This window comes from Flavihumibacter sp. UBA7668 (genome assembly GCF_002483205.1).
Taxonomy (GTDB): Bacteria; Bacteroidota; Bacteroidia; order Chitinophagales; family Chitinophagaceae; genus Flavihumibacter.
On sequence record NZ_DLHM01000004.1, the window covers coordinates 799,550 to 826,537 of the forward strand.

The 26,988-nt window shown below is 43.6% G+C and carries 21 protein-coding genes; 10 read left to right on the forward strand and 11 right to left on the reverse strand.

The window, feature by feature from the left end; all coding sequences use genetic code 11:
- The first annotated feature begins 19 nt into the window (after positions 1 to 19).
- From B2746_RS11410 to B2746_RS11420, 3 genes are all read left to right on the forward strand, one after another.
- Positions 20 to 1,039 carry a rhodanese-related sulfurtransferase gene (locus tag B2746_RS11410; protein WP_290793731.1) on the forward strand — a complete coding sequence of 340 codons (1,020 nt, stop codon included), beginning with the start codon at positions 20 to 22 and terminating at the stop codon, positions 1,037 to 1,039.
- A 164-nt stretch (positions 1,040 to 1,203) separates the two neighbouring features.
- The gene (locus B2746_RS11415; protein ID WP_290793734.1) at positions 1,204 to 2,583 is read left to right on the forward strand and encodes a sensor histidine kinase; all 1,380 of its coding nucleotides are present in this window, start codon (positions 1,204 to 1,206) and stop codon (positions 2,581 to 2,583) included.
- Between the two features lie 60 nt (positions 2,584 to 2,643).
- Positions 2,644 to 4,755, forward strand: a complete 2,112-nt coding sequence (locus tag B2746_RS11420) for an endonuclease MutS2 (protein WP_290793738.1) — start codon at positions 2,644 to 2,646, stop codon at positions 4,753 to 4,755.
- 750 nt (positions 4,756 to 5,505) lie between these two features.
- On the opposite strand, the gene B2746_RS11425 is transcribed toward B2746_RS11420, so the two are convergent.
- Complete coding sequence (locus B2746_RS11425) at positions 5,506 to 5,937, reverse strand: CBS domain-containing protein (protein WP_290793741.1); 432 nt, start codon at positions 5,935 to 5,937, stop codon at positions 5,506 to 5,508.
- A gap of 99 nt (positions 5,938 to 6,036) precedes the next feature.
- On the opposite strand from B2746_RS11425, the gene B2746_RS11430 reads away from it, so the two are divergent.
- The 5 genes from B2746_RS11430 to B2746_RS11450 are packed head-to-tail and all read left to right on the forward strand — an operon-like array spanning position 6,037 to position 13,993.
- On the forward strand, positions 6,037 to 8,643 hold the full coding sequence (locus B2746_RS11430) for an MGH1-like glycoside hydrolase domain-containing protein (protein WP_290793744.1): 2,607 nt from the start codon (positions 6,037 to 6,039) through the stop codon (positions 8,641 to 8,643).
- Between the two features lie 2 nt (positions 8,644 to 8,645).
- Positions 8,646 to 9,821 carry a P1 family peptidase gene (locus B2746_RS11435; protein ID WP_290793747.1) on the forward strand — a complete coding sequence of 392 codons (1,176 nt, stop codon included), beginning with the start codon at positions 8,646 to 8,648 and terminating at the stop codon, positions 9,819 to 9,821.
- Positions 9,818 to 10,636 (forward strand): aminotransferase class IV, encoded by an 819-nt coding sequence (locus B2746_RS11440; RefSeq protein ID WP_290793750.1) that lies wholly within the window; start codon positions 9,818 to 9,820, stop codon positions 10,634 to 10,636. Before B2746_RS11435 ends, B2746_RS11440 begins: the two co-directional genes overlap by 4 nt.
- The gene (locus tag B2746_RS11445) at positions 10,633 to 11,604 is read left to right on the forward strand and encodes a helix-turn-helix transcriptional regulator (RefSeq protein ID WP_290793753.1); all 972 of its coding nucleotides are present in this window, start codon (positions 10,633 to 10,635) and stop codon (positions 11,602 to 11,604) included. The genes B2746_RS11440 and B2746_RS11445 overlap by 4 nt, the downstream gene beginning before the upstream one ends.
- A gap of 58 nt (positions 11,605 to 11,662) precedes the next feature.
- Entirely contained in the window at positions 11,663 to 13,993 is a 2,331-nt protein-coding gene (locus B2746_RS11450; RefSeq protein ID WP_290793755.1) for a family 20 glycosylhydrolase, read from the forward strand.
- Position 13,994: 1 nt separating this feature from the next.
- On the opposite strand, the gene B2746_RS11455 is transcribed toward B2746_RS11450, so the two are convergent.
- Genes B2746_RS11455 through B2746_RS11465 form a run of 3 tightly spaced genes read right to left on the reverse strand, consistent with a single transcriptional unit; the run spans position 13,995 to position 16,572 of the window.
- A complete protein-coding gene (locus B2746_RS11455; protein ID WP_290793757.1) occupies positions 13,995 to 14,978 on the reverse strand; it encodes a Gfo/Idh/MocA family protein in 984 nt (327 codons plus the stop codon).
- A gap of 7 nt (positions 14,979 to 14,985) precedes the next feature.
- Positions 14,986 to 15,519, reverse strand: coding sequence for a DinB family protein (locus B2746_RS11460; protein ID WP_290793760.1), 534 nt, complete (start codon positions 15,517 to 15,519; stop codon positions 14,986 to 14,988).
- A gap of 21 nt (positions 15,520 to 15,540) precedes the next feature.
- On the reverse strand, positions 15,541 to 16,572 hold the full coding sequence (locus tag B2746_RS11465; RefSeq protein ID WP_290793761.1) for an SMP-30/gluconolactonase/LRE family protein: 1,032 nt from the start codon (positions 16,570 to 16,572) through the stop codon (positions 15,541 to 15,543).
- Positions 16,573 to 16,621: 49 nt separating this feature from the next.
- Between B2746_RS11465 and B2746_RS11470 the strand changes: the two genes are divergently transcribed.
- The gene (locus B2746_RS11470; RefSeq protein ID WP_290793763.1) at positions 16,622 to 17,908 is read left to right on the forward strand and encodes a Gfo/Idh/MocA family protein; all 1,287 of its coding nucleotides are present in this window, start codon (positions 16,622 to 16,624) and stop codon (positions 17,906 to 17,908) included.
- A 4-nt stretch (positions 17,909 to 17,912) separates the two neighbouring features.
- Here B2746_RS11470 and B2746_RS11475 read toward each other — a convergent pair whose 3' ends face one another.
- The 7 genes from B2746_RS11475 to B2746_RS11505 all read right to left on the reverse strand — a co-directional run bounded on the left by B2746_RS11475 (position 17,913) and on the right by B2746_RS11505 (position 25,593).
- Positions 17,913 to 19,778, reverse strand: a complete 1,866-nt coding sequence (locus B2746_RS11475) for an alpha-amylase family protein (protein WP_290793766.1) — start codon at positions 19,776 to 19,778, stop codon at positions 17,913 to 17,915.
- A gap of 53 nt (positions 19,779 to 19,831) precedes the next feature.
- The gene (locus tag B2746_RS11480; RefSeq protein ID WP_290793768.1) at positions 19,832 to 20,533 is read right to left on the reverse strand and encodes a LytR/AlgR family response regulator transcription factor; all 702 of its coding nucleotides are present in this window, start codon (positions 20,531 to 20,533) and stop codon (positions 19,832 to 19,834) included.
- A complete protein-coding gene (locus B2746_RS11485) occupies positions 20,530 to 21,597 on the reverse strand; it encodes a sensor histidine kinase (protein WP_290793771.1) in 1,068 nt (355 codons plus the stop codon). Before B2746_RS11485 ends, B2746_RS11480 begins: the two co-directional genes overlap by 4 nt.
- Positions 21,598 to 21,612: 15 nt before the next feature.
- Positions 21,613 to 22,806: an acyltransferase family protein gene (locus B2746_RS11490; protein ID WP_290793773.1), complete on the reverse strand. Its 1,194-nt coding sequence runs from the start codon at positions 22,804 to 22,806 to the stop codon at positions 21,613 to 21,615.
- Between the two features lie 100 nt (positions 22,807 to 22,906).
- On the reverse strand, positions 22,907 to 23,482 hold the full coding sequence (locus B2746_RS11495) for a hypothetical protein (RefSeq protein WP_290793775.1): 576 nt from the start codon (positions 23,480 to 23,482) through the stop codon (positions 22,907 to 22,909).
- An 11-nt stretch (positions 23,483 to 23,493) separates the two neighbouring features.
- The gene (locus B2746_RS11500; RefSeq protein ID WP_290793778.1) at positions 23,494 to 24,474 is read right to left on the reverse strand and encodes a glycosyl hydrolase family 18 protein; all 981 of its coding nucleotides are present in this window, start codon (positions 24,472 to 24,474) and stop codon (positions 23,494 to 23,496) included.
- Between the two features lie 18 nt (positions 24,475 to 24,492).
- Entirely contained in the window at positions 24,493 to 25,593 is a 1,101-nt protein-coding gene (locus tag B2746_RS11505) for a Gfo/Idh/MocA family protein (protein ID WP_290793780.1), read from the reverse strand.
- Positions 25,594 to 25,698: 105 nt separating this feature from the next.
- On the opposite strand from B2746_RS11505, the gene B2746_RS11510 reads away from it, so the two are divergent.
- A complete protein-coding gene (locus tag B2746_RS11510) occupies positions 25,699 to 26,910 on the forward strand; it encodes a purple acid phosphatase family protein (protein ID WP_290793783.1) in 1,212 nt (403 codons plus the stop codon).
- The last annotated feature ends 78 nt before the right edge of the window (positions 26,911 to 26,988 follow it).

The window sequence follows — 26,988 nt, forward strand, 5'->3', positions numbered from 1 at the left end:
TCCTTAAAATTTCATTTTAATGCCCGTATTACACAACAGAGTCTCCCAGGAGGAGCTGAAGCGTCGTTTAATGGAGGAAACCGAACCCCGGACCACCATTTCCTTTTATCAATATTTTTTTATGGAGGATCCCCAGGTTTTCAGGGATCAATTGTATGTGCACCTGAATGCGTTGAAAGTATTTGGACGGATTTATGTTGCCCATGAAGGGATAAATGCACAGATCAGTGTGCCAGCTGGTAATTTTGATGCTTTTCGAGTTTATTTGTACAGTATTGAGCAGTTAAATGGTGTTCGACTGAATATTGCCGTGGATGATGATGGAAAATCCTTCTGGGTGCTGAAGATAAAAGTGCGCGAGAAGATTGTGGCAGACGGCATTGAGGATCCGGCATTCGATATGCAGAATAAGGGCCGTTATGTGGATGCTGCAACTTTTAATGCGCTTACCGATGACCCGGCAACGATTGTGGTGGATATGCGCAATCATTATGAATATGAAGTGGGTCATTTTGAGCGGGCTATTGAAGTACCAAGTGATACATTTCGGGAACAATTGCCGATGGCCGTAGAAATGTTGGAATCGGATAAGGAAAAGAATATCATCATGTATTGTACGGGCGGGATTCGTTGTGAAAAAGCGAGTGCCTACCTGTTACATAAAGGCTTCAAGAACGTTTTTCACCTGGAAGGAGGCATTATTCAGTATGCCAATAAAGCCAAAGAGCAGGGCTTGCCGAATAAATTCAGGGGGAAGAATTTTGTGTTTGATAACAGGTTGGGGGAGCGGATTTCGGAAGAAATTATTGCTCGTTGCCATCAATGCGGCGAGCCGGCTGATGATCATACGAACTGTGTTAATGAGGGCTGCCATCTGCTATTTATACAATGCAAATCCTGTGCAGAGAAATACGATGGCTGCTGCAGTTCAGCCTGCCAGGAGGTGATTCATCTTCCCGAAGAGGAGCAGAAAGCACTCCGCAAGGGTGTGATGAAGGACCAGAATATCTTCAACAAATCCCGCATTCGCAAGCGCTGATACGCTTGGTTCGGCGGGCGCGGCCCGCCACAATTCACCCGACCGGTGCCACCCGCCGGGTGAATCGGACATTCCACCCGACGGGTGGTTGGGGGCAATACAAGAGGTTGATTTTCGTTGTATTAGTTCGGGATCTTTTGAAAGACCGAATAAACCGCCGTGCGATGATCAATTTGTTGTTTTTGAAAACGGGCTGGATTCAAAAGGAAAGGGTTGTTGTAGAAGAAAGTCCGGTAGATTCTTTAGAAGTGCGCAAGATGCGCATCTTTAACCGGCTCAACTGGTTGGGATTATTAACCGGCATTTTTTTACCTATAACCGGCCTGCTGAATAATGATGAACTTCCACTGATTGCCTGGATAGTTGCCTGTTCCCCTGCATTTATTAGCGGTGCTGTGTTGATTTTTAATTTTTACCAAAAATCAATTACAGCCCTGATGATTTACTTTACCTGTTACCCGGTACTGAGTACGATGGTATATGCAGCTGATCTTGATTTGGGGATCGAGCTGTTTTTCATATTATACGGGGTACTTTCCGTGTTTTTTCTGCCGAAGTTATGGCAGGCGATTTTTTGCGGTGCCATCGCAGCGCTTTGTTATATCGTGGTATATGTCCTAAAGCGGGACTATACTACGGAATTATCCAATCTGAATTATCCCTTCTTTATCGGAAATCATTTATTGGCGCTGTTCTTTATTTTTTATGCGCTGTACCTGATCAAAAAAGAGAATACCGGATATCAGGCTGAATTGATCCAATTCAATGAACGATTACAGGCGCAGAAGAAACTGGTGGAGCAGCAGTCGGCCCAGCTAAGTGATCTGAATACACTCAAGAATAAATTATTCTCGGTAATTGCACATGACCTTCGGACGCCGATGTATGCATTAAAGAATCTTTTCCGCAATATTGAACAATATGATCTGCCGGCAGAGGAAGTGAAAATGATGATTCCGGATATCAATCAGGAAATGCAATTCACCACCAATCTGATGGAAAATTTATTGCAATGGGCGAAAAGTCAGTTGCAATCTGCTGCAACCCATCCGGAAGAATTAAATATGGCATTGTTGACACAGGAAGTAGTTGGACTGGTACGTTTGCAGGCCAGTAGTAAATCCATCGAAGTACGGAATGAACTGAAAAAGGAAGAACTGGTTTGGGCAGATAAGGATATGACGCAAATGGTTCTGCGAAATTTGATATCCAATGCGTTGAAATTCACTCCGGAGAATGGATTGGTGGAAATCGGATCACGTGAGCTTGACAGTCATATTGAAATATATGTAAAAGATAATGGGAAGGGGATGTCGCCCGAAACCCTGGAGAAACTGGAAGAAAATTCCTTTTTTACGACGCAGGGAACCAATAATGAAGCGGGTACAGGCATCGGTTTGATGTTGTGCCGGGAGTATCTCCATCGCAATGGCGGCTGGTTATCCATCCATTCCCAACTGGGCGAAGGCAGCGAATTTCGCTTCACTCTTCCTAAACACTTTCACCCGACCGGTGGCACCGGTCGGGTGGCACCGGTCGGGTGAAAGTAGAATCCCCTAACTTTGCCCGGCTGAGGCCGGAAAGGGCCTCCGGAAGATCAGACTATGAAATTGTTTCCAGAATCGGCGGTAGTTCAACTGGAGTTTGAAAAAATCAAGACCCTTTTAGAAGCGCATTGCAAAACAGAATATGCCCGTTTGAAGGCGAAAGAACTCAGGATTCATACCCGGCTAAGTTTTATTGAAACCGAACTCAGGCAAACGCATGAGTTCAGGACTCTGCTGCAGAACAGCCTTTATTTTCCCAACGATTTTGTCCTAAATCTGGCGAAGGAGCTTAAACTTTTAGGTATTCCCGGCGCTGTTTTATCAGGCGAGCAATTTGTTGAAATCCGCAAACTGGCGGAGAATATGGAGCGAATCTTCCGGTGGTTTGATAAGGAGAGAAGGGAAATTTATCCCGGACTGGTGAAGGTAATTGAAGGCAGTTATTATGAAAAAGCGATTCAGGCTTCCATCCAGGAAGTTTTGGATGAGAATGGAAACGTGCTGGATCATGCATCGGAAGATCTGCGGCGGATCCGGATCAGTCTGTATAAAAAAAGAGCTGATCTGCGCAGGGTGTTCGAACGGGTAATTCAAAAACTCAATAAGCAGGGATATCTGGCAGATATTGAAGAATCTTTCCTCAATGGCCGGCGGGTGGTAGCCATTTTTGCAGAACAGAAACGTCTGATAAAGGGGATTTTGCATGGAGAGAGTGATACCCGAAAAACAGCCTTTATTGAACCGGAAGAAACCATCGAACTGAATAATGAAGTGTATTCACTCGAAAATGAAGAAAGCAGGGAAGTTTACCGAATACTTCGTACCCTTACCGCCCATTTATCCACCCATGCTGAATTATTAAAAACCTATCTGGAGATCTGCGGAGAATATGATTTTATTCGGTCCAAAGCCCGGTTTGCCGAGGACTACAATGGTGAATATCCGGTAGTGGTGGACAAAGCGCATATCCATCTGGTAAAAGCCTATCATCCTCTTCTGTTCATTTACAACAAACGAACGCAGAAACCTACTATTCCCGTAAGTCTTACTCTGGATGAAAAGAACCGGGTACTGGTTATAAGCGGACCGAATGCCGGTGGAAAAACGGTGACCATGAAAACCGTTGGATTAAACCAGATGATGGTTCAGGCGGGATTGCTGGTTCCTGTACATCCCTCCTCCATATTTGGGATTTTCAAACAACTTCTGATTCATATCGGTGATACCCAGAGTCTGGAGTTCGAATTGAGTACCTATAGTTCGCACCTCAAAAACATGAAACATTTCATGGAGGTGGCTAATGGAAAAACATTGTTTTTTATTGATGAACTGGGTAGTGGATCTGATCCAAACTTAGGGGGAGCTTTTGCGGAAGTGATCATGGAAGAACTGGCGAGAAAACATGCCATGGGTATTGTTACCACACATTACCTCAACCTTAAAGTGATGGCCAATAAAACGCCGGGAATTATTAATGCGGCGATGGCATTCGACGAACAAAATCTCCTTCCCTTATATAAGTTGATTATAGGCAAACCCGGATCCTCCTACACATTTTCCATTGCACAGAGAATTGGGCTGGATAAACGATTGATTGATCGTGCAAGAAGCATGGTGGATGAGGATCATTTCCGTTTGGATAAACTGTTGAACCGTACCGAACAGGATTTGCGTGAAGTGGAACAGAAAGAGAAAGAACTCAACAAATTATTACGTGAAAATGAACGCCTGAAAAAAGAGATGGAACAGGTTATGAATAAGGAGAAACATCTCCAGCAGGTGGAAATCTTAAAGCATCAGAATAAAGTAACGGAAGACCGGATAACCTACCTTAAAGATATGGATCGGAAAATCAAACAGATCCTGATCGAATGGAAAAAAACAGACGACAAAGAAAAAGTGATGAAGGAAATGTTCTCCCTCTTATTTAAAAAAGACGAGAACAAAGTGGTGAATAAACTGCAGAAAAAAATCGAATCCAAATTTGATGAAGTGGCCGGCGAAATTGTTGTTGGCAGCAAAGTGAAAATGAAACGCAATCACCAGGTTGGCGAAGTGATCGAGATACGCGGTAAACGAGCCGTTGTAAAAATCGGCCTCCTGCCCATGCAGGTTGATTTGAAGGATCTGGTTACAGTGAAGGAGAAAAGGGAGGAAAGGGGGGCATAGGAGGAAGGGAAAAAGGAGAAAGAGGGAAAAAAGGAAAAGTGGGAGGCATTTTTCCGACGGGTAAATGAAGGAGAGAATAGAATGGAGCCGTCTAAGAGCCAGAAAGGATAGAGAAACAATAATGGATCGATAAAGAAAGGATATAGAAACGACGAACAAACGATATAGAATCGATATAGAAACAATATAGAACGACAAATAACAATATTAATATTATATGCTGTCCACTTTATTTAACTACTATTTACATAAAAAGTAGGCAATCAGAAAAATTGGTAAACCAACAAGCGCAATAAAAATAAAAATCGAGCCAACTGAAAAAAAGTCATCTTTTTTATTAAATCTATCAATTATTGCCAGACGTTTACCCGATGGAAAAAACCGGCAGTTTGCTCACATAACCAAGATGAAAAAGTATTTTATGTATTGAAAGCAGGTACAGGCAAAAAATAATGAATACAGCCAGAAGAGCAGTGAAGGCGGGTTCTTCGTAGTAGGTTTTGAAAATCCTATAAAAGAAATAAAATTCTTTTTTTTCAACTATTCCATGCAGAAATAGCGTCATGGGTGTGCAGCGGGTGACATACATCATCGGCATTGCGGAACTAAAGGTACCCCCCGGGCTGCTGTGCAAAACAGCCAGACCGAACAAATCGCAATATGTACGATTAGGGGGTGTTTCAAATTATCTGCTCGTCCAAATTATCAGATCGCCCACTTTTTACTTTCTACTTTTGACTTTTTACTTCCTCAAGAGTGAATATAGGATTGCAGATGCGAAATCGTTTCCTGCTGGTTTGCAATAATTGATTTGATCACGTCATTCACCGATACAATCCCCACCAGGTAATCATTGTTGAAAACAGGCAGATAGCGGATATTATTGGCCGACATTAACTGCATACAGTCGTCGATCGTGCTATCCGGACTCAAACGGGGCAAATCCGTAGACATGATATCATGCACTTTCGTATCAGTGGAGGATTTTCCTTTCAGGATTACTTTACGCGCATAATCGCGTTCTGTCATGATGCCACTGTATTGTCCCTCTGGATCAATAACCAGAATGGAACCGATATTATGATCGCTCATAATTTTGAGCGCATCAAGAACGGTTGTGTTGGGAACCACACTTACCAGGTGCCTGTTCTTGCGGGCGAGGATGTCTGCTACTTTTTGCATACTGAAACTTTAGAGTTCTGATTAAGTTACATATTTATTCTGAAAAAAGCGAAAAGCCCCTGAGTCCTTATCTTTACCCCCGAACCGAAACAGCAAGAGATGAATGTAGAGCAGCAGCGAATAAACGACCCTAAGTGGAAAAAGTGGGGACCTTATGTATCTGATCGTCAATGGGGTACGGTGCGGGAAGACTACAGCGAGGATGGTAATACCTGGGAATATGTAACCTATGATATGGCCCGATCTTATGCCTACCGCTGGGGAGAGGATGGAATTGGTGGAATCTCGGATCACCATCAATCACTTTGCTTTTCCCTTGGCCTCTGGAATAAAAAAGATCCCTGGATAAAGGAACGGCTGTTTGGATTAACCGGTCCGCGTGGCAACCATGGAGAGGATGTAAAGGAACTCTATTATTACCTTGATTCCACTCCCACGCATTCATACATGAAGATGCTGTACAAATATCCGCAGCAGGCATTTCCATATGACCAGCTCTATGCGGAAAATGATCGCCGCAGCAGGGAGGAAGCCGAATACGAATTACTGGATACCGGAATTTTTGACAACGGCGATTATTTTGATGTATTTCTGGAATATGCAAAGGCTGGCCCAACAGATATTCTGATCAAAATTTCAGTTGCCAATCGCCATAAAGAAGCAGCGGCCATTTCTTTGTTGCCAACTATCTGGTTTCGCAATACCTGGTCCTGGGGCAGGGATGATTATAAACCGGAAATGCATGCAGAAGGTTCCACTATCGTATCAGAACACAAGAAATTGGGTAAGTATCATCTCTATTGCAATGGTAATCCTGAATTGCTGTTTTGCGAAAACGAAACCAATGCCAAGCGGCTTTATGGCAAAAAAGGCATTCAGCCAACAGCCAAGGATGGGATCAATGATTATATCGTACAGCGCAAACGTACCGTAGTCAACAAGAATAAAACAGGCACCAAGGCAGCAGCCCATTATAACCTCATGGTTCGGGCTGGAGAAACCATCACAGTTCAGTTGCGACTCAGCAAAGATGCACTGGACTATCCGTTTCATGATTATGATGCCATTTTCTGGCAGCGGATGGCAGAGGCGGATGCTTTTTATGCAGACAAACAACGGGTGGTTCATAACCAGGAGGATCGTATGATCCAGCGGCAGGCTTTTGCCGGTATGTTATGGAGTAAACAGTTTTATTATTACGATGTAGAGCAGTGGATGCAGGGTGATCCGAATAAACCAGCACCACATAACCGCGCCTGGGGAAGAAACAATGACTGGGCCCACCTCAATAATGCCGATATAATTTCTATGCCGGATAAATGGGAATATCCCTGGTATGCGGCATGGGATCTGGCTTTTCACTGCATACCACTGGCCTATCTTGATCCTGCATTTACCAAAAGTCAACTGGTTTTACTTACCAAGGAATGGTATATGCATCCAAATGGTCAATTCCCGGCCTATGAATGGAATCTGGGGGATGTAAATCCGCCTGTGCATGCATGGGCTACCTGGCGGGTATATGAAATTGATAAAATCAATAATGGGGGTAAGGGCGATTTGCAGTTTCTGGAATCGGTCTATCATAAATTATTGCTGAATTTCACCTGGTGGGTTAACCGAAAAGACCATGATGGTAATAATATCTTTCAGGGAGGTTTCCTTGGATTGGATAATATCGGCGTTTTTGATCGCAGTGCACCCTTACCAGGCGGCGGACACCTGGAACAGAGCGATGGTACTTCCTGGATGGCTATGTATTGCCTGAATCTGTTACGCATTTCGCTTGAGCTGGCTAAACATAACCATGTGTATGCCGATATGGCTACCAAATTCTTTGAACATTTTGTCTATATCGCGAAAGCCATGAACAGTTTCGGAGAAAAAGGAAATGGTTTATGGGATGAGGATGATCAGTTCTTTTATGATGTGTTAAAAAAACCGGATGGATCAGAGCAAAAACTTCGGGTGCGTTCCATGGTGGGTATCATTCCACTTTTTGCCGTAGAAGTTATCGAACACGAATTGTTTGAGCAGATTCCTGAATTTGTTGAACGGATGGAATGGTTTCTCAAGCATAAATCCTCCTATGCATCAGTGATTTCTGAATGGTCGAATATGCTCTCAAATTCAAAACACCTCTTATCGCTGATTCGTGCGGATAAACTGGTAGCAATTCTTACCCGTCTGCTGGATGAATCAGAATTTCTTAGTGAATATGGGCTGAGAGCCCTCTCAAAATACCACGAAGAACATCCCTATGAAATAAAAGTAGACGGGAATCGATTTGGTGTAAAGTATCTTCCGGCAGAATCTGATAGCAGTATGTTTGGCGGTAATTCCAACTGGCGGGGACCTATCTGGTTTCCCATGAATTACCTTTTAATTGAATCTCTGCAGCGCTATCATTTTTATTATGGGGATGCATTGAAAGTGGAATATCCAACCGGCAGCGGAAAATTTATGACCCTCGATCAGGTGGCAGATGAACTTTCAAAAAGATTATTGAAATTATTCCGGACCGATGAACAGGGAAGAAGGGCGGTTTTTGGCCATTATGAAATCCTTCAAAAAGATCCCTATTTTAAAGATTATATCCTTTTCTACGAATATTTTCATGGTGATAATGGAAGAGGAGCGGGGGCATCCCACCAAACTGGCTGGACCGGTCTGGTTTCAAAATTATTACATCCGAGACATGGTTAACAATGAAACGATTTAGTCAGATTTTCCTGATAGCAGGCTGTTTTTTTGCTGAAGCGAAGCTCTCTGCACAGGTCAAAAAAGAAGGCGCTGTTTTTGAACCTCTGTCAGCCCGGCAGCTTGGGCTTCAGGTTGGTGTGATGGAACCCGGGAAATGGAATGCCATTACTGATGTGGCAGGTGTGAAAGTGGGTCATCGCACCTTACTAAAAGGAGATTCGGTTCGCACAGGTGTCACCGTTATATTGCCCCATGACGGAAATCTTTTTCAGGAAAAAGTACCTGCTGCCGTTTTTGTAGGAAATGGGTTTGGAAAGCTGGCAGGTACTACACAGTTGATGGAATTGGGCAATCTTGAAACCCCCATTGCACTAACCAATACTTTAAGTGTTCCTGTGGCAATGGAGGCGGTGGTTGAATATACACTGAAACAATCCGGTAATGAAGGGGTGCAATCAGTCAATGCGGTGGTTGGTGAAACCAATGATGGCTGGCTGAATGATATCCGCGGAATGCATGTACAAAAGTCGGATGTAATACAGGCGATTTCAACGGCTGCATCAGGGAAAATAGAACAGGGCAGTGTAGGTGCAGGTACCGGAACGGTTTGTTTTAATTATAAAGGAGGAATTGGAACGGCTTCAAGAAAATTGCCGGCAAGTTTGGGTGGTTATACGGTTGGAGTATTAGTACAAAGCAATTTTGGTGGTGTATTGCAGATTGATGGTGTGCCGGTGGGGGAAATCTGGAAACAGTTCTCCTTTAGCAATCATTTGCAAAACAGGGTTGATGGCTCCTGTATGATAGTTGTGGCTACGGATGCACCACTTGATAGCAGAAATCTGGAACGGCTGGCTAAACGGGCATTTATGGGACTGGCGAAAACAGGTGGAATAGCCTCCAATGGAAGTGGTGATTATGTGCTTGCGTTCTCAACATTCAGCGGGAATCGCGTTTTCCATCAGCCCAAAGACAGGGTTCAAGTGATTCAGGTGCTGGGAAATGACGCAATGTCGCCTTTGTTTATGGCTGCCATCGAGTCAACCGAAGAAGCCATTCTGAATTCCCTGTTTCTTTCAGGTCCGGTAACCGGTTTTAAAGGTCACGCGGTAGAATCTATCCCCCTTCTCAAACTGAAAGCCTTATTAATTGAACATAAAAAAATCCCTGCTTTCAAATGAATTATGCATATATCAATGGAAATTTCTGTGCTGCGGAAGCTGCCTCCATCGGCATTCAGGATATGGCGCTTCAACGGGCATATGGGATGTTTGATTATTTTAAAATAATGGCCGGACAGCCTATATTTCTCGAGGATCATCTGGATCGGTTCTGGGAGTCTGCGCGTCAGCTTCGATTACCGATTGCGGTTACAAAACAGGAGCTAACGACCGCTATTTTAAAATTGATTCAGCTTAATCAGTGGTATGAAGCCGGGATCCGTTTAACACTTACTGCCGGATATGCAGCAGACGGGTATTCCATTGATCAGCCCAACCTGATAATGAACGGACAGTCCATTCAATTGCCGGGATCCATTTCTGAAAACGGACTGAAGCTGGTTGCACATAATCATATCCGACAATTACCACAAATCAAAAGCATTGACTACCTGATGGCAGTTTATTTACAGGATAAAGTAAAAGCAGCCGGAGCGAATGAATTGCTGTATCATCAGCATGGATGGATCAGTGAATGTCCAAGAGCGAATGTTTTCATCATCACCGATCAGGGAGTGCTGGCAACTCCGGCTGAAGGAATATTAAATGGTATTACAAGAAAAAAAGTGCTGCAGGTGGCAGCGCCATTAATGCCTATTGAAATCAGGCCAGTTCATCTGGATGAATTCAAAACTGCGAGGGAAGCATTCATCAGCAGTACCACAAAAATTGTTCATCCTGTCTTTGCTATAGACGGCAATCTTATTGGTACTGGTAAAACAGGAGAACTGAGCCGAACTTTATTTGATGCATATCTTCAATTATTACCGGCATGAACCGAATTGATCGCCTGACAGCTATTTTGATTCATCTGCAATCTCGCCGCCTGGTCAAAGCCCAGGAAATAGCCGATCGCTTTAATATCAGTTTACGTACCGTTTACAGGGATGTGAAAGCTATTGAAGAATCAGGAGTGCCGGTAATTGGGGAAGCAGGACAGGGGTATTCCATTATGGAAGGGTACCGCTTACCACCAGTTATGTTTACTAAAGAAGAAGCGCTCTCCTTTCTCACTGCAGAAAAACTGGTGGAAAAATTTACGGATGCTGGAACCCGTGATTCCTTTCAGTCGGCCATGTATAAGGTAAGGGCTGTACTTCGATCCAGTGAAAAAGACCTGCTGGAAAATGTGGAAAGTTTTATTGAGGTATTTCGGCAGTGTACTACCACTTCAGCTGCAGAACCGGATTCAAGGTTGCAGCAAACTATTCTGAAAAGTGTGGCTTCCCGGAAATCCGTAAAAATTCAATATTTCTCCAATTATAAAAGAGAAAAAACCAGCCGGTTGATTGAACCCCTGGGCTTGTTTTTTATGAGCAATCAATGGCACCTGATTGCCTATTGCCGGATGCGGCAGGATTATAGGGATTTTCGTCTGGATCGGATTTCTGACCTGCAGATTTCTGAAGAACCCTATTCCAAAAAACACATTACCCTTCAGGAATATCTGCAAAAGGAGCAGAATGACCTGCCGCTGACGGAAGTGGTCATTCAACTGCCCAAAAAATACATTCATTATCTGGGCGATCAGAAATATTATATGGGTCTAATTAGGGAAACTGATCTGGGTGAATGTTTTGAACTGCAGTTCATGACACCCTCCCTGATGGGCTTCGCCAGATGGATAATTATGTTTGGGGATGTGGTAACCATAGCTCAGCCTGCCCAATTGATTGAAAAACTGGCCGCACTGGCGCAATCGGTTGTAGATAAAATACAATCGGTTTCAGGTACTTTCGAATAGGGATGCTCTGTTTTGGATCTGTTCCGGGAGCTTAAATTTGCCTCTATAATTAGATCGTATGAAGCGGAATTATTGGTTCTGGAGTTTATTACTTGTATGTATAGGAAGTTCGGTGATGGCACAATCAACGGCGATCAATAAAAAGGTGCCGATTATACCTGCTCCGATGCAGCTAAATATAGGAACCGGTACATTTCAAATTCTGGCATCTACCACCCTCCAATTAAATGGGCAGGATGCTGAGTTGGTTTCAGCAGGGACTTACTTTAATAATCAGATCAAACGGCTCAGTGGATCTACACTTCCAATTGGTAATGCCACCAGCAATGTTATTGAACTTTCTTTGAAGCAACTATCTACGTTGAATAAAGAAGGGTATCAGTTAAGTGTTCAATCTGGCCGGATCCAACTTTCAGCCAATTCAAAAGCCGGCTTGTTATATGGGATACAGTCGATTCTTCAGTGTCTTCCGGCAATTCGTACTAATGCATCCCTTTTGGTTCCGGTTATGGAAATTATAGACCAACCGCGTTTTGGGTATCGCGGGATAATGATTGACGTTAGTCGCCATTTTTTTGCACCCGAAGCAATGAAAGATATCATCGATTTACTGGCTTCCTATAAAATGAATGTATTTCACTGGCATCTGACAGATGATCCGGGCTGGCGGATTCAGATTGATAAATACCCGGCTTTGACGGATATGGCTGCCTGGCGGGTGGATCGTTCGGGTATTCCGTGGAATGAGCGGAAGGCTGCCCAACAAGGAGAAAAAGCCAGCTATGGTGGGTATTATACTAAAGAGCAGGTGCGTGACATAGTGGCCTATGCAGCAGAGCGGTCAATTACTATAATACCAGAAATAGAAATGCCCGGTCATTCGGTAGCAGCAGTTTCTGCCTATCCGCATTTGTCCTGTACGGGTCAGCAACAGGCATTGATTACAGGCGGACAGTACCCATCAGGCATTCAGACAAATTATTGTCCGGGTAACGACAGCTCTTTCATATTCCTTCAGGATGTGCTGGATGAAGTGCTGACTTTGTTTCCTTCTCCATTGATTCATATTGGTGGCGATGAAGTGGATAAGACGGCCTGGAAAGCCTGTCCGAAATGTCAGGCAAGAATGAAAAAAGAGGGACTGAAAGATGAAAATGAATTACAGAGTTATTTTATCAAACGCATGGAGCGTTACCTTAATTCAAAGGGTCGTCAGATTATTGGATGGGATGAAATACTGGAAGGTGGCCTGGCGCCCGGTGCCACAGTGATGAGCTGGAGAGGGGAAGCAGGCGGAATTGAAGCTGCTAAAATGAAACATCCCGTTATTATGTCGCCGGGTTCGCCCCTGTATTTTGATCATTACCAGGCTGGTCCGGCTGGAGAACCCATTGCTTTTGGTGGCTTTAATCCTCTTAAAAAAGTCTATGCGTATGATCCTATTCCAACTGAATTGAAAGGCACTGATTTTGCACAGTATGTGATGGGGGCGCAGGCTAATCTCTGGACAGAATCCATTGAAACCAGAGAGCATTTGGAATATATGTTATTACCCAGAATGCTGGCCCTGGCGGAAGTGGTTTGGTCGCAGCCGGAGAAGCGGAACTGGACAGATTTTCGCCTACGCCTGGAGCATCATTTTACCGGGTTGGCTCAAAAAGGGCTGCGTTTCAGCGAAGGGAATTTTACGGTAGGAATAAAGCCATTAATCAGTAATGGACAATTAAAAGTTGCACTGGATACCGAAGCCCCTGATGCGCAAATTCATTATACATTGGATGGATCTTATCCAACCAGTGCAAGTCCACTATATACGGCACCGGTTTCTATCACAGGCAATGCAACCCTTAAAGCCATCACGGTTAAAAATGGTAAACCCAAAGGCAATGAGCCGGCGGTGCAACATTTTGTAAAACACCTGGCTACGGGTATGGATGTCCGTTATAAGTATGCCAACTCGAATTCCTATATGGCAGATGGCCCCAATTCATTAACGGATGGCATAAGAGGTACAGAGCAGGTAGGAAAATATTGGCATGGCTTCGGCGGAACGGATATGGTTGCTACCATTGATTTGCAAAAACAGCAAACGATTAAGGAAGTGGTTTTGGGCTGTATGCAGCATTATAAAGACTGGATCTTTTTTCCAACATCCTTAACAGTGGAGGTATCCGTTGACGGAAAACAATTCAGAACTGCAGGAACCTACATTAATAAAGTAGCTGCTGAAGATACAAGGTCCATGCAGGAAGATTTCAGGATTGCATTTTCGGCTACCCAGGCTCGTTATATCAGGGTGACAGCTAAAGTGTTGCCAGGATGCCCCAAAGGCCATCCCGGCGAAGGAAAACCTGCCTGGTTATTTGTGGATGAAGTGTTGGTGAAATAATTTACTCAAAAGGAAAACGTAATCCGATTTGCTTGCGGACTTCACCCATGATTTCCTGCAGCCGCATAGATTGTTCGAAAGACATAACCGGACTTTCGGTTAAGCCTTGCCGCAAGCAATCCGTTACATGTTGCATTTCGAAATGAAAACCGCGGGTGGTTCTGCCATCGCTATAGGTTTCCATGAGTTCATCTTCATTATTGAAACGTTCGATGGTAATGGAGCGCCAAAAGGAGGGGAGTTTGATATAGCCTTTTGTTCCAAACAGATAGCCGGTATTGGTGCCTTTTGTAACAATGGAGGTATAGAGGTTGGCGCTGGTGCTTCCATATTCCAGGTGAATGCCCGTGCGTTCGTCAATTCCGGTGGTTGATAATTGGGCAGATGCACGGATGGAGGCGGGCATACGGTTCATGAAATAATTGGCAAAAGCAATGGGATAAATGCCAATATCGAGCAAGGCACCGCCTGCCAGGGCCGGGTTCCAGAGTCGTTCCACCGTTGGCTCGGAAGGGAAACAGAAATCGGCCTGAATCAATTTTAAATCGCCAATCAATCCGTTGTTAATCCAGTTTTTGGCAACCTGCAATGCGGGAATAAAATAGGACCACATGGCTTCCATTAAAAATACCTTTTCCTGTTTTGCCAGTGCGATCAGTTGCTGATATTCCGACATATTGACGGTAATCGGTTTTTCGCAAAGCACGGCTTTTCCTGCCCTGATTGCCAGTGAGGCCTGTTCGAAATGAAAATTATGAGGTGTTGCGATATAAATGGCATCTATTCCAGGATGATTGAACAGGTTCTCATAATTGATGGCTTCCGGTATTGAAAATTCAGCAGCAAATGCAATTGATTTTTTCTGGTTCCTGGATGCAATGGCAACCAGCTCAGCATTTTGCAGGTACTGAAAATCAGTTGCAAAAGCGCGCGCAATTTTACCTGCTCCGATTATACCCCAGCGAATTGTAGAAGATTCTTTCATTCCTGAATCAGCTTGATTGTTTATTTAATTCAATTAGTACCCGGGAAGTTACCAGTACCTGACCGGTATGTCGCATCATGTGTTCAGCAGCATGAAAAACAAGACCGAGTTGAGTGGTTGGAATTTTTTTACGACCGATGGTACGGATTAATTCCGGTGCATCCGGTTGCATTTTTGCCAGCGTATTCAGCGTTTGATCAACCTGATTTTTTATCCGGAAAAGCAATTCAGAACAGGTGAATTTACCTTCGCCTTTGCCTTCTTCTTTCAGATAGTCCATTTGCTCTTCGGATAAAACGTTTCCGTTTGCATAGGTGATTAACCGGTCAAGAACACCTGCAATATGTTGCAGATGAAATCCGACGGAAGCCATACCATACAAAGGTTGCCAGAGCAGACTATCCGGATACTCGTTTAATGCACTTGTCAATTCATCTCTTGCCTGCAGCAGGGCATGTGCAGCAGGTTGAAATACCGGAAGAATTCCTTCTAAAGGACCTCTTTGCCACCATTCAGGGGATGTACTAGCTGATGTTTGCATGATTTCGTTTAGTTGTTGCCGTTAGCGAAGTTTCACTCTCAAAAGATACATATCCGCTGTTATATAAAGTGTTTTATCATCATCTGCCAATGCGCAATTTGAGCTTGCAACCGGTAGCTTGATTCTGCCCAATGGTTTGCCATCGGAATTAAAAATCCAGATCCCCCCCGGACCGGTAGCAAATACATTTCCTTTGGCATCGACCTTAAATCCATCCGGTCCGCCGGGAGTAGTTTTAGCATAGGAACTGGCATCAAAAAAGATCCGGGCATTTATCAGACTGTCGTTTGATCCAAGATCATAGGCATACCAGATGGCTCTCTCCGATTCGGAATTGGCGACCAGCAGGGTTTTTCCACCGGGCATAAATCCTATTCCATTCGGGCGGCGAATGCTGTCCACCAGCAAATCCACTTCTCCGGTTGTGCGTATCCGATAGACACCCTGATAGGGAGCAGCTTTTGTACTGTCGTTTATGAATTTTTCCAGACCATAAGGTGGATCGGTGAAATAGATAGCTCCCCCGGGATGTAATACGGCATCATTTGGGCTGTCAAATTTTTTACCCTGATACCCATCAGCCAGGGTGGTGAATTTTGGAGCAGGTTGATTCAATGGGGCATCCATTCGCGCTATGCGCCGGTCGCCATGCTGGCAAAGAATCAATTGGCCTTCCTTATTCAGCAGTAAACCATTGCTACCCATTTCTCCTCCGCGGGCTGTTTGTCCGGTATAACCAGCCGGCTTCAAATAAAGTTCCTTGCCTGCTTTTTCCGTCCATTTAAAAATGGAATTATTGGGGATATCAGAAAAGAGCAACATTTGCTCTGATGCCACCCATACAGGCCCTTCACTCCATTCAAATCCATCTGTCAGGATTTCTGCATAAGCATCGGGAGTAACCAGCTCACGAAAAGCCGGATCCAGTTCCTCAATTTTCCCAATCCGTTCATAAGTGGGCTGACCTGAACAAGCCTGGAGTAGAAGGATACAGTAACTAATTGTAATAGTTCCAAACAATTTTCGGTAATTTAAAAAACTGAATAGGGGCATAGCTTCGTGTTTGATAGCCTGAAAATACAACATCTGTAAAAGCCTGTTGATGCAACGACGAAAATTCCTGAAACTATCTTCTGCCGGTATGCTGGTTCCGGCACTTCCCGGATTTATTAATTTAACGCAATATGCCCGCTATAAAACTGCCCTGATCGGCTGCGGATGGTGGGGCATGAATATTCTGCGGGAAGCCATAGCTGCGGGTTCATCCAAAGTGGTGGCCATCTGTGATGTGGATCAGCGATATGTGAAGTCTGCTGCTTCCGAAATCAATAAACTGAACGGCGATCAGCCAAAGCAGTATAAAGATTATCGGGAATTGCTTCAGAAAGAGAAACCGGATCTGGTAATAGTGGCTACACCGGACCATTGGCATCCATTGATTTGCATTGCGGCCTTACATGTAGGAGCGCATGTATATGTGGAAAAACCAATTGGGCATACCATTAATGAAGGAAAGGCAATGGTGAAAGCTGCCAGGGATACGAATCTGGTAGTACAGGTTGGTACACATCGAAGGGTTTCGCCACATAATATTTCCGGGATGAAATTTTTGCGTTCAGGTAAAGCCGGTAAAATCGGAATGGTACGGGCCTTTGTACACTATGGAGGCGGACCGGGGGAAAAAGTTCCCGATTCCGAGGCCCCAAAAGAATTGGATTGGGATTTCTGGTGTGGGCCGGCACCTTATCGACCCTATAATTCGGTTATTCATCCCCGTGGATTCCGGCAATTTATGGAGTATGCAAATGGTCAACTGGGTGATTGGGGCATTCATTGGATGGATCAGATACTCTGGTGGACAGAAGAAAAAGCACCGCGTAAAATTTATTCAACAGCATCCAGACAAATTAAAAATGATACGACGGATGCGCCGGATACGCAGGTGGTGAATTATGAATTCGAATCCTTTCAGGCAGTATGGGAACATCGCTTATATGCAGGAAATGAAGCGGAAAAATCGAATGTGGGTTGTTATTTCTATGGCACCGAAGGAACCTTTCATATGGGCTGGCTGGATGGCTGGACGTTTTATCCTTCCGATAAAAACAAACCGTTACTACATGAAAAACCAACCCTTCATACGGTTGATAACAACAATATAAAAGAATTATGGGCTGACTTTTTATCAGCAATTGAAAACAAACGGCGCCCCGTTTGCGATATTGAAATCGGGCATCGTTCCACCAATATGAGCTTATTGGGTGTATTGTCTGCAAAAGCAGGAAGAAGTATCATCTGGGATGCGGATAAGGAAATCATTTTGAATGACCCGGATGCAAACGCGCTCCTGCAGCGGCCTTACAGAGGCAGTTGGATATACCCGGTCTAACAATTTATTTTGAAATGATTGCAACAAGGGATTCCAATCCGGCCAGTTCCACATCAATGGAACCAATACCATTACGAACGGTCAGGTTTACTTGCTTTTTACCAAAAACTACCTGGTAAACCGGGTAGTTGCCATCCTTTATGGACCATTTTTTCAGCAGATCGGCAGGGATTTTCAATTTCCCTTTAAAGGGTTGCCCTGAAAAATTTGACAGAACCAGTAATTGAGTTTTTTCATCCCACCGGGCAAAACCAAAGAGTTGATCGTGGTAGCCGGGATTATGTTGCCGGTTATAGAATTGAATTTCCTGATAATTACCTGTTAGCACAGCTGATTGAATGGTGAAATTCAGTAGTTCCTTATAAAAGGTACGAAGCTCTTTTTCTTTAGTGCTTAGTTGTCCCCCATCAAACTTCCCGTTGTTCATCCATCGCTGGTGATGCGGAACGCCGACATAATCAAATATGCTGGTTCGGGAGGGCTTTCCAAATCCGGCATTTTCACCGCCTGGTTCGCCCAGTTCCTGTCCGAAGTAAAGCAGGGTTGGTGAGGTGGAAATAAGGGCGGAAACCACCATCGCAGGTTTTGCTTTTTCGGCAGATCCGGCAAATTCCGGACTGGCTATTCGTTGTTCATCGTGGTTTTCCAGAAAATGCAGCATATGATGTTCGATATCTGCCATATTTTTCTGAATGGCCGCGAGATTATCGGCACTTCCATGTCCCTGTATAATATGTTTCAGGGTATCATAAAACTCAACTTTATCGTAGAGATAATCCATTTTAGCCATATTAATATAGGCGCGGTAAAGTGATGGATTATAAACTTCAGCCAATAAAATGGCAGCCGGATACCTGGTTTTTATAGTTGAGTTCAGGTAACTCCAGCATTCAACCGGCACCATTTCGGCCATATCAAACCGAAAACCGTCTACACCCAGATTGAGCCAGTAGAGGGCAATATCACGGAATTTTTTCCAGGAGGAAGGTACTGGTTTGCCTTGCCAGAAAGTATAGTGGTCATCGATGCCCAGGTTGGCATAATTGGCAGGCAGACTATCGAAATCCCTGCTGCCATCCGGCCGGATTCCATAATTGATTTTTACGGCTTCATACCAGTCGTCTTGTTTTGGTTGTGGAAGCCTGCTGCCGTTACCGGTCCATTTGGCTGGTTGCTCACTGAATTTTCCATCGCTTAATGGATGTGGATCGCCACCCAAAGGAAGATATCCTTTTGCAACAGGAACCCGAAAACTATCTCCGGGCAGGTAATAAAAATTATTATCGCGATGGTATTCAACAGAACGGTCGTCTCGAACACCAAAGTCTTCCACACTATCCGGTCGGGATACGGATTCATATTTTCTTGCAACATGGTTGGGGATTATATCAATTATAAGCTTTAGTTGATTTTGATGAGTTCGTTTAATCAGAGCTTTGAATTCATCCAGTCTGTTGGCAGGATCCACAGCGAGATCCGGATTAACATTGTAATAATCTTTTACGGAATAGGGAGATCCTGCTCTTCCCTTTACCACATCAGGATCATCGTTTGAAATCCCATATGCGGTATAGTCGCGGATTAACGCATGATGAGGAACTCCTGTATACCAGATATGAGTTACACCCAGTTGCCGAATGGCCTGAAGGGCTGTGTCTGTAAAATCATTGAATTTGCCCACGCCATTTTCTTCTATGGTACCCCAGGGTTTGTTGGTAGTTGAAGTATTTCCAAAAAGGCGGGTAAAAACCTGGTAAACAACTATTTTGCCCTCATTGCTTTTATGGTTTTCCCTGTTGCTGTTTTCAGCAGGCTGGTTACAGGCAAACAAAAAGAAAAGGGGTAAGATGTTCCAGGCATAATTTTTCATTTCACAACGGTTTAGCAGGTTCTGTAAAATGAATGTAATGAATAGTTGGGGAACTATTTTTTAAGCAGTCGATTGTAAACGATTTTCTCGAGTACTTCTTCCTTCAATGTCCTGGACATGGTTATTTCCAGGTGTCCGAGCTGGATACTGTTTCCGGCAATTCCGGAAATTTTATCCATATTGATAATACTGGATTTATGGACCTGAATGAACTGCCCGGGTACCTTTTCCAGTAATTGTTTCATCGTCATATGGACGATGTGTTTTTGGGATTGGGTGTGAATGCCGATATAGTTTTCCATTGCTTCCATCAGAAAAATTTCGCTCCAGGCCAGTTTCAGGAAACGTCCCTCGGATTTAATATAAAAATCTTCATTACCCGGCGCTTTCTGTTGCAGTTCAAAATAGTCCCGGGCTTTGTTACAGGATTTCAGGAACCTGTCGAATGAAATGGGCTTTAAAAGATAGTCGAGGGCATCCAATTCAAATCCTTTGAGGGCATATTTTTCATAGGCAGTGGTGAATATAATTTTCGGCGGATTGGAAAGGGATTGTAATAACTCGATGCCACTGATATAGGGCATTTCAATATCGAGGAAAATCAGATCAACCGGGGTTTTACTCAATTGATTATTCAGGCTGACTGCATCGGCACATTCCGCCACCAGGTGAAGAAAATCAATTTTTTCGATATAACTGCGAAGGCCTTTACGGGCCAGCGGTTCATCGTCAGTAAGTATACAGGTGAGTTTCATAGTTCGATTTTAAGATGAGCACTAAACGTTTCGTCTTCTTTTTCAATGGTTAACTGATGTTTTTCCGGATAAAGCAGTTGCAGTCTTTTTTTCAGGTTGGTTAAACCAATGCCTCCCTTATTATGCAGGTGCGCAATAGGTGGAATTGCATTTTGAATGTTCAAATTAAGTAGCTCATTTTCCAGGCTGATTTTCATTTTAATAAAGGGGTTGCCTCCTACATATTTGAATGCATTTTCAACCAGAGGCAGTAATAGCAGCGGATAGATTTGTTGGCCATTCGTATTTTCCGGAAACTGAAAATCGAGTTTAAGTTCTTCGCTTGATCGTTGTTTCTGCAACTCAATAAAATTGGACAGATGTCTGAATTCCTGATCGAGCGCTACTTTGTTATCCTGATCGTATAATTGGTAGCGGAGAAGCTCTGAAAGTTTTTCAATGGTAAATCGGGCATCATAATTTGATTCGTCAATCTGAAAATAAATGGTGTTTAGCGCATTAAATAAAAAATGCGGGTGGAATTGGGCGCGGAGATACTGGAGTTCATTTTCAAGTCGATCTTTGTTTATTTTTTCCAACAGCATGTTTTGTTCATAGGATTTGTGGATAAACCATTGGCTTTGTTTTACGCTGAAATAAAACAGCCACATACTGACCGGTGCAAAACTTAAAATGACCACATCATACCATTGCAATCCATCGTCTGTAAATTCTGCCAATGGGAAAATGAAAAGGATTACCACCAACTCAAGGTAAATAGTCAGTGAAAGAAACTGACGGATTGAAGCAGTTGGATTTGGTATACCTCTATTCTCCTTTTCCATCTGTAGAAGGAAACTGGCAACTACCCACTCAAAAATAAAACTGATCAGCAGGCACCCCGTTATTTCTGCCAGGTTTGTTTCGATTGGCCTTATCCAGAAACGGGTATTTGATATAACATCATTGAGTAAACGAACGATGGCATAGGACAAGAGGGCATAAAAAAGGATAAATCCTATTCTCCTGCCAGACCAGGGCCGATTGGCAGCTTTTTTAAAAGCGGAAAGTTGAATCAGCATCATACCTAATCACTTCTGTTAAGTTACTATAGTTTTGAGGTTTTCTTCACCAGATTTGAATTTGACTGGATCGGTCTTCATACCAAATAAAAGTCGGGTCAGGTAAAAAGGACGAATAAATAAATGAAAAATCAGCAGAGATAGGAAGAAGGTGGCAAATGTAAGGAAGGCCCATTTTAAAGCAATTGTGTCTGTTGTTTGAACAACGTAATAAGCAAGGATAACAATAATTGTCTGGTGTAAAATATAAAAGGGATAAATGAGTTGATTTATATAGGAAATGGAGGCATGCGGTTTGTTCAGGTATCTTCTGCCATACCCAACCAGTGCAAATATCCAGAACCAGGTATTTACAGGCTGACGGGCAAGGTAGATATAGGTAAACCAGTTATTGGTTTCATGTGTGCCATCAAACCAGTCGAAATCATTCCATCGAAGCGCATTTATGAGGAGTAAAAGCAGAAATGCCAGGCTCAGAGATAAGCGACGGTTTCGTTCCAGGCTTTCCATGAATTTGGGTTCCATCAGGCAAAGAAATCCGGCTAAAAGAAATAATAACCAGTAAACAAAATAAAGAGGATCATCAATCAGGGCATTGGTGCCCGGATAGTTTAGAATAAATGCGGAATAAATCAGGACAGAGGGTACCATCAGCCAATAGATACGGGTGCCTTTAGACAGTTTGGAAAGCTGTAGTTTGAATTGATCTGCCCTGTTGGATTTGCACCAGGCAAAAAAAGGTGCAAATAGCAGGTCATAAACAAAAAGATAGGCGATGAACCACAAATGGTGCCAGCTAAGATTTCCTTTTGGGTAGGGGCCGCTTTGAAAGAGGGTGCTGTAGAATTCCCAGAAACTCCCGGTGTATCCCTGGTGAACCCGTTCGAAATAAACCTGTGGAGGAATCACCAGTAGCATACCGGCAACCAGTGGCAAAAAAAGACGTTTTAAGCGTAGGAGAATAAAGGAGCCTACGGAACGGTTTTTCATCATTAACCAGGTTACGGAACCGGAAATGAAAAACAGCAGGGGCATTCTGAACCGGCTAAGGAAGAAGTTGAACTCTTCCAACAGATTGCTGGTTTCTGCATTGTTGATATGCCAGGGATCATCCGGAATAAAGGGACGTGCACTATGGTAAATCAGCACACCCAGGATGGCGAGGGCACGAAGCCAGTCGATATAAGCGAGTCGTTCTTTGGGGAGGGTCATATAAAAACTTTCGGTAAACTTAGGGTAGGCGGGAAGCTTCCGAAAATCAGATTGACCAATGGGAGAATTTCTTTGACGAATTGCAGATTACCCCGTAGTGCTAGAATTTTATATCGCAAAAAAAGGCGCGGCTGCTGTCGGTTGATAAAAAGAGAAGGGATTCCCGCTTTTCTTTCGGAAGATTGATTTTATAAACCAGTGCAGAATCTCCTAAGGAAACCGGTGCAAACCAATTGGGTTTTTCTGCGATTCCGGGTTCAGCAAACCGGATTCCTTCCCTGTTCATTTTGGTAAATTGATAATTATGCTGTGCAAGAATACGGGCGGCTTCTTCCGGGCAGGTGGTGAATTCAATCCAAACACAACAATCAATAACCGGGAGAATGGCATCTTTTGAATTGATTACTTTGCTGCAGGTGTTGGTGCTTTTACCAAACAGGCTGGTATAGATAGTTTCTCCGGTTCTTGGCTCCATAGCTTTTTCTACTTTGCCGGATACTTTGGTATAGGTTGTTTTCAGAATAAAATACAAGGAGATGCTTCCTGTTACCAATGAAAGCGCCAGGGGAATCAGCGAGAGAAGTGCCAATGATTTTCTTTTCTTATAGATACTGATAACCAGAATCAGGAGAAATGCCAGACAAAGTGAAATGGTTGCAATTATCCAGGTCCACATATAGGGTTGATTTACTTGGTTTTCTCTTCATGAATTGTATTCAATAGTGAACGGCTATCGGAGGCATCTCCCCGAATCTGCCAGATCATCACTCCGCCGGCTTTTTGCTTTAGTGCAAAGGCGGTTTTCTGACGAATCGTTGGAATTCCATTGTAATACAACATACCACCGCCTTCAATTGTCAATTCATCTTTTAACTCTGCACCAGGATAGGTGTTTACGATATTTCCATAGGTCATGCTGGATGGTGCATTGGTGCCAAATCCATAGCCATAAAATGGCAGACCGATTAATAGTTTTTGTGAAGGAATTTGCCTTGTATCGCGGAAATAAATAAAATCGGATTCCGCCATGGAGTAGGGCGAATGCTGGCCGGGTCTGTCCAGGTTCCAGGGGCCTGTTTTATCATAAGACATAATATTCAGGAAATCGTAATGTGCCAGTGTTTCATCGTTAATCTGATCAGCATTCCATCGGGCAACGGCCGCCGATATCAGTTTATTTGTTCCTTTTACTGCGCTCGCTAATTCTTTTACAAATGGACCATAATCAGCGTTTATCAGCTCGTTCTCAAGATCCACATCCACTCCATCAAAATTGTATGTAACCAGGAAGGATTTAATGTTTTCAATAAAGGTGGTTCGATTGGCAGGTTGAACAAGGGTGGCCAGGTGTTCAGGTGCACTGCCTCCTCCGAAGGAGAAAAATACCCGCACTTTTCGTTGCTGCACTTCTTTAACAAATGCAGCAAGCGTTGGGTAATCGGCAAAACGTCCGGAAGCGTCCGGATTAATGAATGCCAGATTCAGATCGGTTAATTTATTTAATTGAGGAGCGATCTCGTTGATTGTCCAGTTGGAACCGCTATGGTAATAGCCAAGTACACGAAGCTGCTTGCCAGCCGGATTATCCGGTTCAGGGTTGTTGCTACCTTTACAGGAACTGAATCCGGCTAATATTATCAATAAAAAGCTGAGGCGGGATAAAAGCATTTTTAGCAAATTTATTTATTAAAGCCGTTGTTTTTGTCCGCTTGCAGCAGATTTGTAAATAGCTTCCACTATACGGATATCACGTAATCCTTCTTCACCGGGAACCTGCATGGCTTTTCCCTTAAGTATGGATTGTGCATCGTCGTCCATTTGCAGGGTTTGTTGCATTGGTACTGAATAGGGATGATGAATATTACCCAGCGGGCTGGTTATTTTTTGTCCATTGTAAGCGGAATAGGGTTCTACTTTAATAAGTCCTTTTTCACATTGAATATGAAGAAAGTTGACATTCTCCCCAAAACTTGTTTTTATATCAGCGAATACGCCGCCTGGAAATTCCAGTTTGGCAACAGCAGTTTCATCCAGTCCGTTTTTATAAATCTCGGGTCTTGTGGTGGAAGTGATTGCTGATGCTACTGCAATTGGCTCCATTCCGGTTCCCATACGGGCCCCCTGAATAGAATATACACCCATGTCGTAAAGAACGCCACCGCCCATTTCCTTTTTCTGCTTCCAGTGGTCAGTACGGTTGTCGCGATAAGCTGCGGCACAATTAACCGATTGTACTTTGCCGAGCGACTGATCGGCAATCATTTTTCTCCAGGCTTTGGTATTGGGTTCATGCTGGAGGCGATAGCCAATTGCCAGAGAACGTTTATTGCGTTTGCAGGCATCGATCATTTCCCGGCATTCTTTTTCATCCATAGCCATGGGTTTTTCACACCAGACATGTTTTCCGGCATTGGCTGCCCGGATGGTATATTCCCTGTGCATGGAGGGTGGTAATACTACATAAACCACATCTATATCCGGGTTATTGGCTATCTGGTCAAAATTCTGATAATTGTAAATGTTTTTATCCGGGATATTGAATTTCTTTTTCCAGTCTTCTGCTTTGGAAGGAGTTCCGGTTACAATTCCTGCCAGATAACAATGTTTGGTTTGCTGCAGGGCTGGTGCTAATAAATCTGTGCTATAGTATCCGAGTCCCACCAGCGCAACCCCAAGCCGATCTTTTTTCTTCCTTGTTGCTGCCAATAAACTGTTGGGAGAAAATAATAACAGCCCGCTGCCGGTTGCCAGCGTTTTGATAAGGGATCGTCTGGATGAAGAATACATGGCTATTTTTTTCTGAATTTACATCAATTCTAACTGACGCAAACGATTGAATGGCGGTGAATTGTTATGGGGACTTATATTTATTGAAACAAGTTTGCCAAGCGAATGTCAACCTCTAACACGCCTCCGGGTAATCGCCGTGAATTTCTGGGTACCTTAACCAAATTAACAGCACTCAGTACAATTGGTTTTTCTCCTTTTGCAGGTTTAGCTGCTCCATTAAAGAAACAGACGAATAGCCTGTCTGCGGGGCCTTACCTACAGGCAGTGGGCCCAACCAGCATGAGTATACGATGGATTACAGCAGCGCCTTCCTATAGTTGGGTGGAATTTGGGGAAACTGCTGAATTAGGGCAAAAAGCGCATGCAGTTACCGATGGTTTGGTAGATGCGTATAATCGGGTACAGGAGGTTCTGGTTGAAGAGTTGATTCCGGGAAAAACCTATTTCTACCGGATTGTATCCAAAGAGATCATGGATTTTCAGCCCTACAAATTAGTATATGGCGAAACCATTCAAAGCGAAGTATATACGCTTGCTACGGTAAATCCCATGGCAACTGAATTAAACTGGCTGGTATTGAATGATATTCATGACCGACCCGATTCTTTTAATGAGCTGGTTCAACTGAATGGCGCTGATCCGTATGATTTTGTTTTTCTCAATGGTGATATGTTTGATCACCAGACAGATGAACAGCAGATTATTGACCATTTGCTGACGCCCTGCACCAATACGTTTGCAACTAAAAAACCGTTTTTGTTTGTGCGGGGTAATCATGAAACAAGGGGGAAATATGCAAGACAATTAAAAGATTATTTCACCAATCCGGGTGGACAGTTTTTTAGTTTTGAAGGAGGTCCTGTGTTTGCTATTGCACTGGATACGGGAGAGGACAAGCCGGATAATGCAGAAGTGTATGCAGGTATCGTTGATTTTGATCAATATCGCCGCAGGCAAGCCGTTTGGCTGGAGAAACAATTACAAAGTAAAGCCGCACGAAAAGCAAAATACCGCGTTGTAATGATGCATATTCCCACATTTTATTCCGGCGACTGGCATGGCACCATGCATTGCAGGGAATTGTTTTCTCCTTTGTTTGATAAGTATAAAGTTGATCTGGTTATATCCGGACATACGCATAAATATGGTGTTCATCCTCCGGTAGAAGGACAGCATAACTATCCGATTATAATTGGTGGCGGACCAAAAGAAGGGAAACGCACACTGATAAAAGTAAAAGCTACACAAAAGGAGTTAAACGTTTGGATGTTGAATGACGATGGGACAGAAGTAGGCAGGTATATTATTAGCTAAGTGCTGTAGATTTGCCATCCTAAACTCCTCCTATGCAGGTGGCAATTATTGGAGCTGGAATTGGCGGTTTAACCACTG

What these genes read in the sequence shown, in the direction of transcription:
- B2746_RS11410 (WP_290793731.1), top strand. Translation starts at nt 20, where the DNA reads ATGCCCGTATTACACAACAGAGTCTCCCAGGAGGAGCTGAAGCGTCGT.
- B2746_RS11415 (WP_290793734.1), top strand. Translation starts at nt 1,204, where the DNA reads ATGATCAATTTGTTGTTTTTGAAAACGGGCTGGATTCAAAAGGAAAGG.
- B2746_RS11420 (WP_290793738.1), top strand. Translation starts at nt 2,644, where the DNA reads ATGAAATTGTTTCCAGAATCGGCGGTAGTTCAACTGGAGTTTGAAAAA.
- B2746_RS11425 (WP_290793741.1), bottom strand. Translation starts at nt 5,937, where the DNA reads ATGCAAAAAGTAGCAGACATCCTCGCCCGCAAGAACAGGCACCTGGTA.
- B2746_RS11430 (WP_290793744.1), top strand. Translation starts at nt 6,037, where the DNA reads ATGAATGTAGAGCAGCAGCGAATAAACGACCCTAAGTGGAAAAAGTGG.
- B2746_RS11435 (WP_290793747.1), top strand. Translation starts at nt 8,646, where the DNA reads ATGAAACGATTTAGTCAGATTTTCCTGATAGCAGGCTGTTTTTTTGCT.
- B2746_RS11440 (WP_290793750.1), top strand. Translation starts at nt 9,818, where the DNA reads ATGAATTATGCATATATCAATGGAAATTTCTGTGCTGCGGAAGCTGCC.
- B2746_RS11445 (WP_290793753.1), top strand. Translation starts at nt 10,633, where the DNA reads ATGAACCGAATTGATCGCCTGACAGCTATTTTGATTCATCTGCAATCT.
- B2746_RS11450 (WP_290793755.1), top strand. Translation starts at nt 11,663, where the DNA reads ATGAAGCGGAATTATTGGTTCTGGAGTTTATTACTTGTATGTATAGGA.
- B2746_RS11455 (WP_290793757.1), bottom strand. Translation starts at nt 14,978, where the DNA reads ATGAAAGAATCTTCTACAATTCGCTGGGGTATAATCGGAGCAGGTAAA.
- B2746_RS11460 (WP_290793760.1), bottom strand. Translation starts at nt 15,519, where the DNA reads ATGCAAACATCAGCTAGTACATCCCCTGAATGGTGGCAAAGAGGTCCT.
- B2746_RS11465 (WP_290793761.1), bottom strand. Translation starts at nt 16,572, where the DNA reads ATGCCCCTATTCAGTTTTTTAAATTACCGAAAATTGTTTGGAACTATT.
- B2746_RS11470 (WP_290793763.1), top strand. Translation starts at nt 16,622, where the DNA reads ATGCAACGACGAAAATTCCTGAAACTATCTTCTGCCGGTATGCTGGTT.
- B2746_RS11475 (WP_290793766.1), bottom strand. Translation starts at nt 19,778, where the DNA reads ATGAAAAATTATGCCTGGAACATCTTACCCCTTTTCTTTTTGTTTGCC.
- B2746_RS11480 (WP_290793768.1), bottom strand. Translation starts at nt 20,533, where the DNA reads ATGAAACTCACCTGTATACTTACTGACGATGAACCGCTGGCCCGTAAA.
- B2746_RS11485 (WP_290793771.1), bottom strand. Translation starts at nt 21,597, where the DNA reads ATGATGCTGATTCAACTTTCCGCTTTTAAAAAAGCTGCCAATCGGCCC.
- B2746_RS11490 (WP_290793773.1), bottom strand. Translation starts at nt 22,806, where the DNA reads ATGACCCTCCCCAAAGAACGACTCGCTTATATCGACTGGCTTCGTGCC.
- B2746_RS11495 (WP_290793775.1), bottom strand. Translation starts at nt 23,482, where the DNA reads ATGTGGACCTGGATAATTGCAACCATTTCACTTTGTCTGGCATTTCTC.
- B2746_RS11500 (WP_290793778.1), bottom strand. Translation starts at nt 24,474, where the DNA reads ATGCTTTTATCCCGCCTCAGCTTTTTATTGATAATATTAGCCGGATTC.
- B2746_RS11505 (WP_290793780.1), bottom strand. Translation starts at nt 25,593, where the DNA reads ATGTATTCTTCATCCAGACGATCCCTTATCAAAACGCTGGCAACCGGC.
- B2746_RS11510 (WP_290793783.1), top strand. Translation starts at nt 25,699, where the DNA reads ATGTCAACCTCTAACACGCCTCCGGGTAATCGCCGTGAATTTCTGGGT.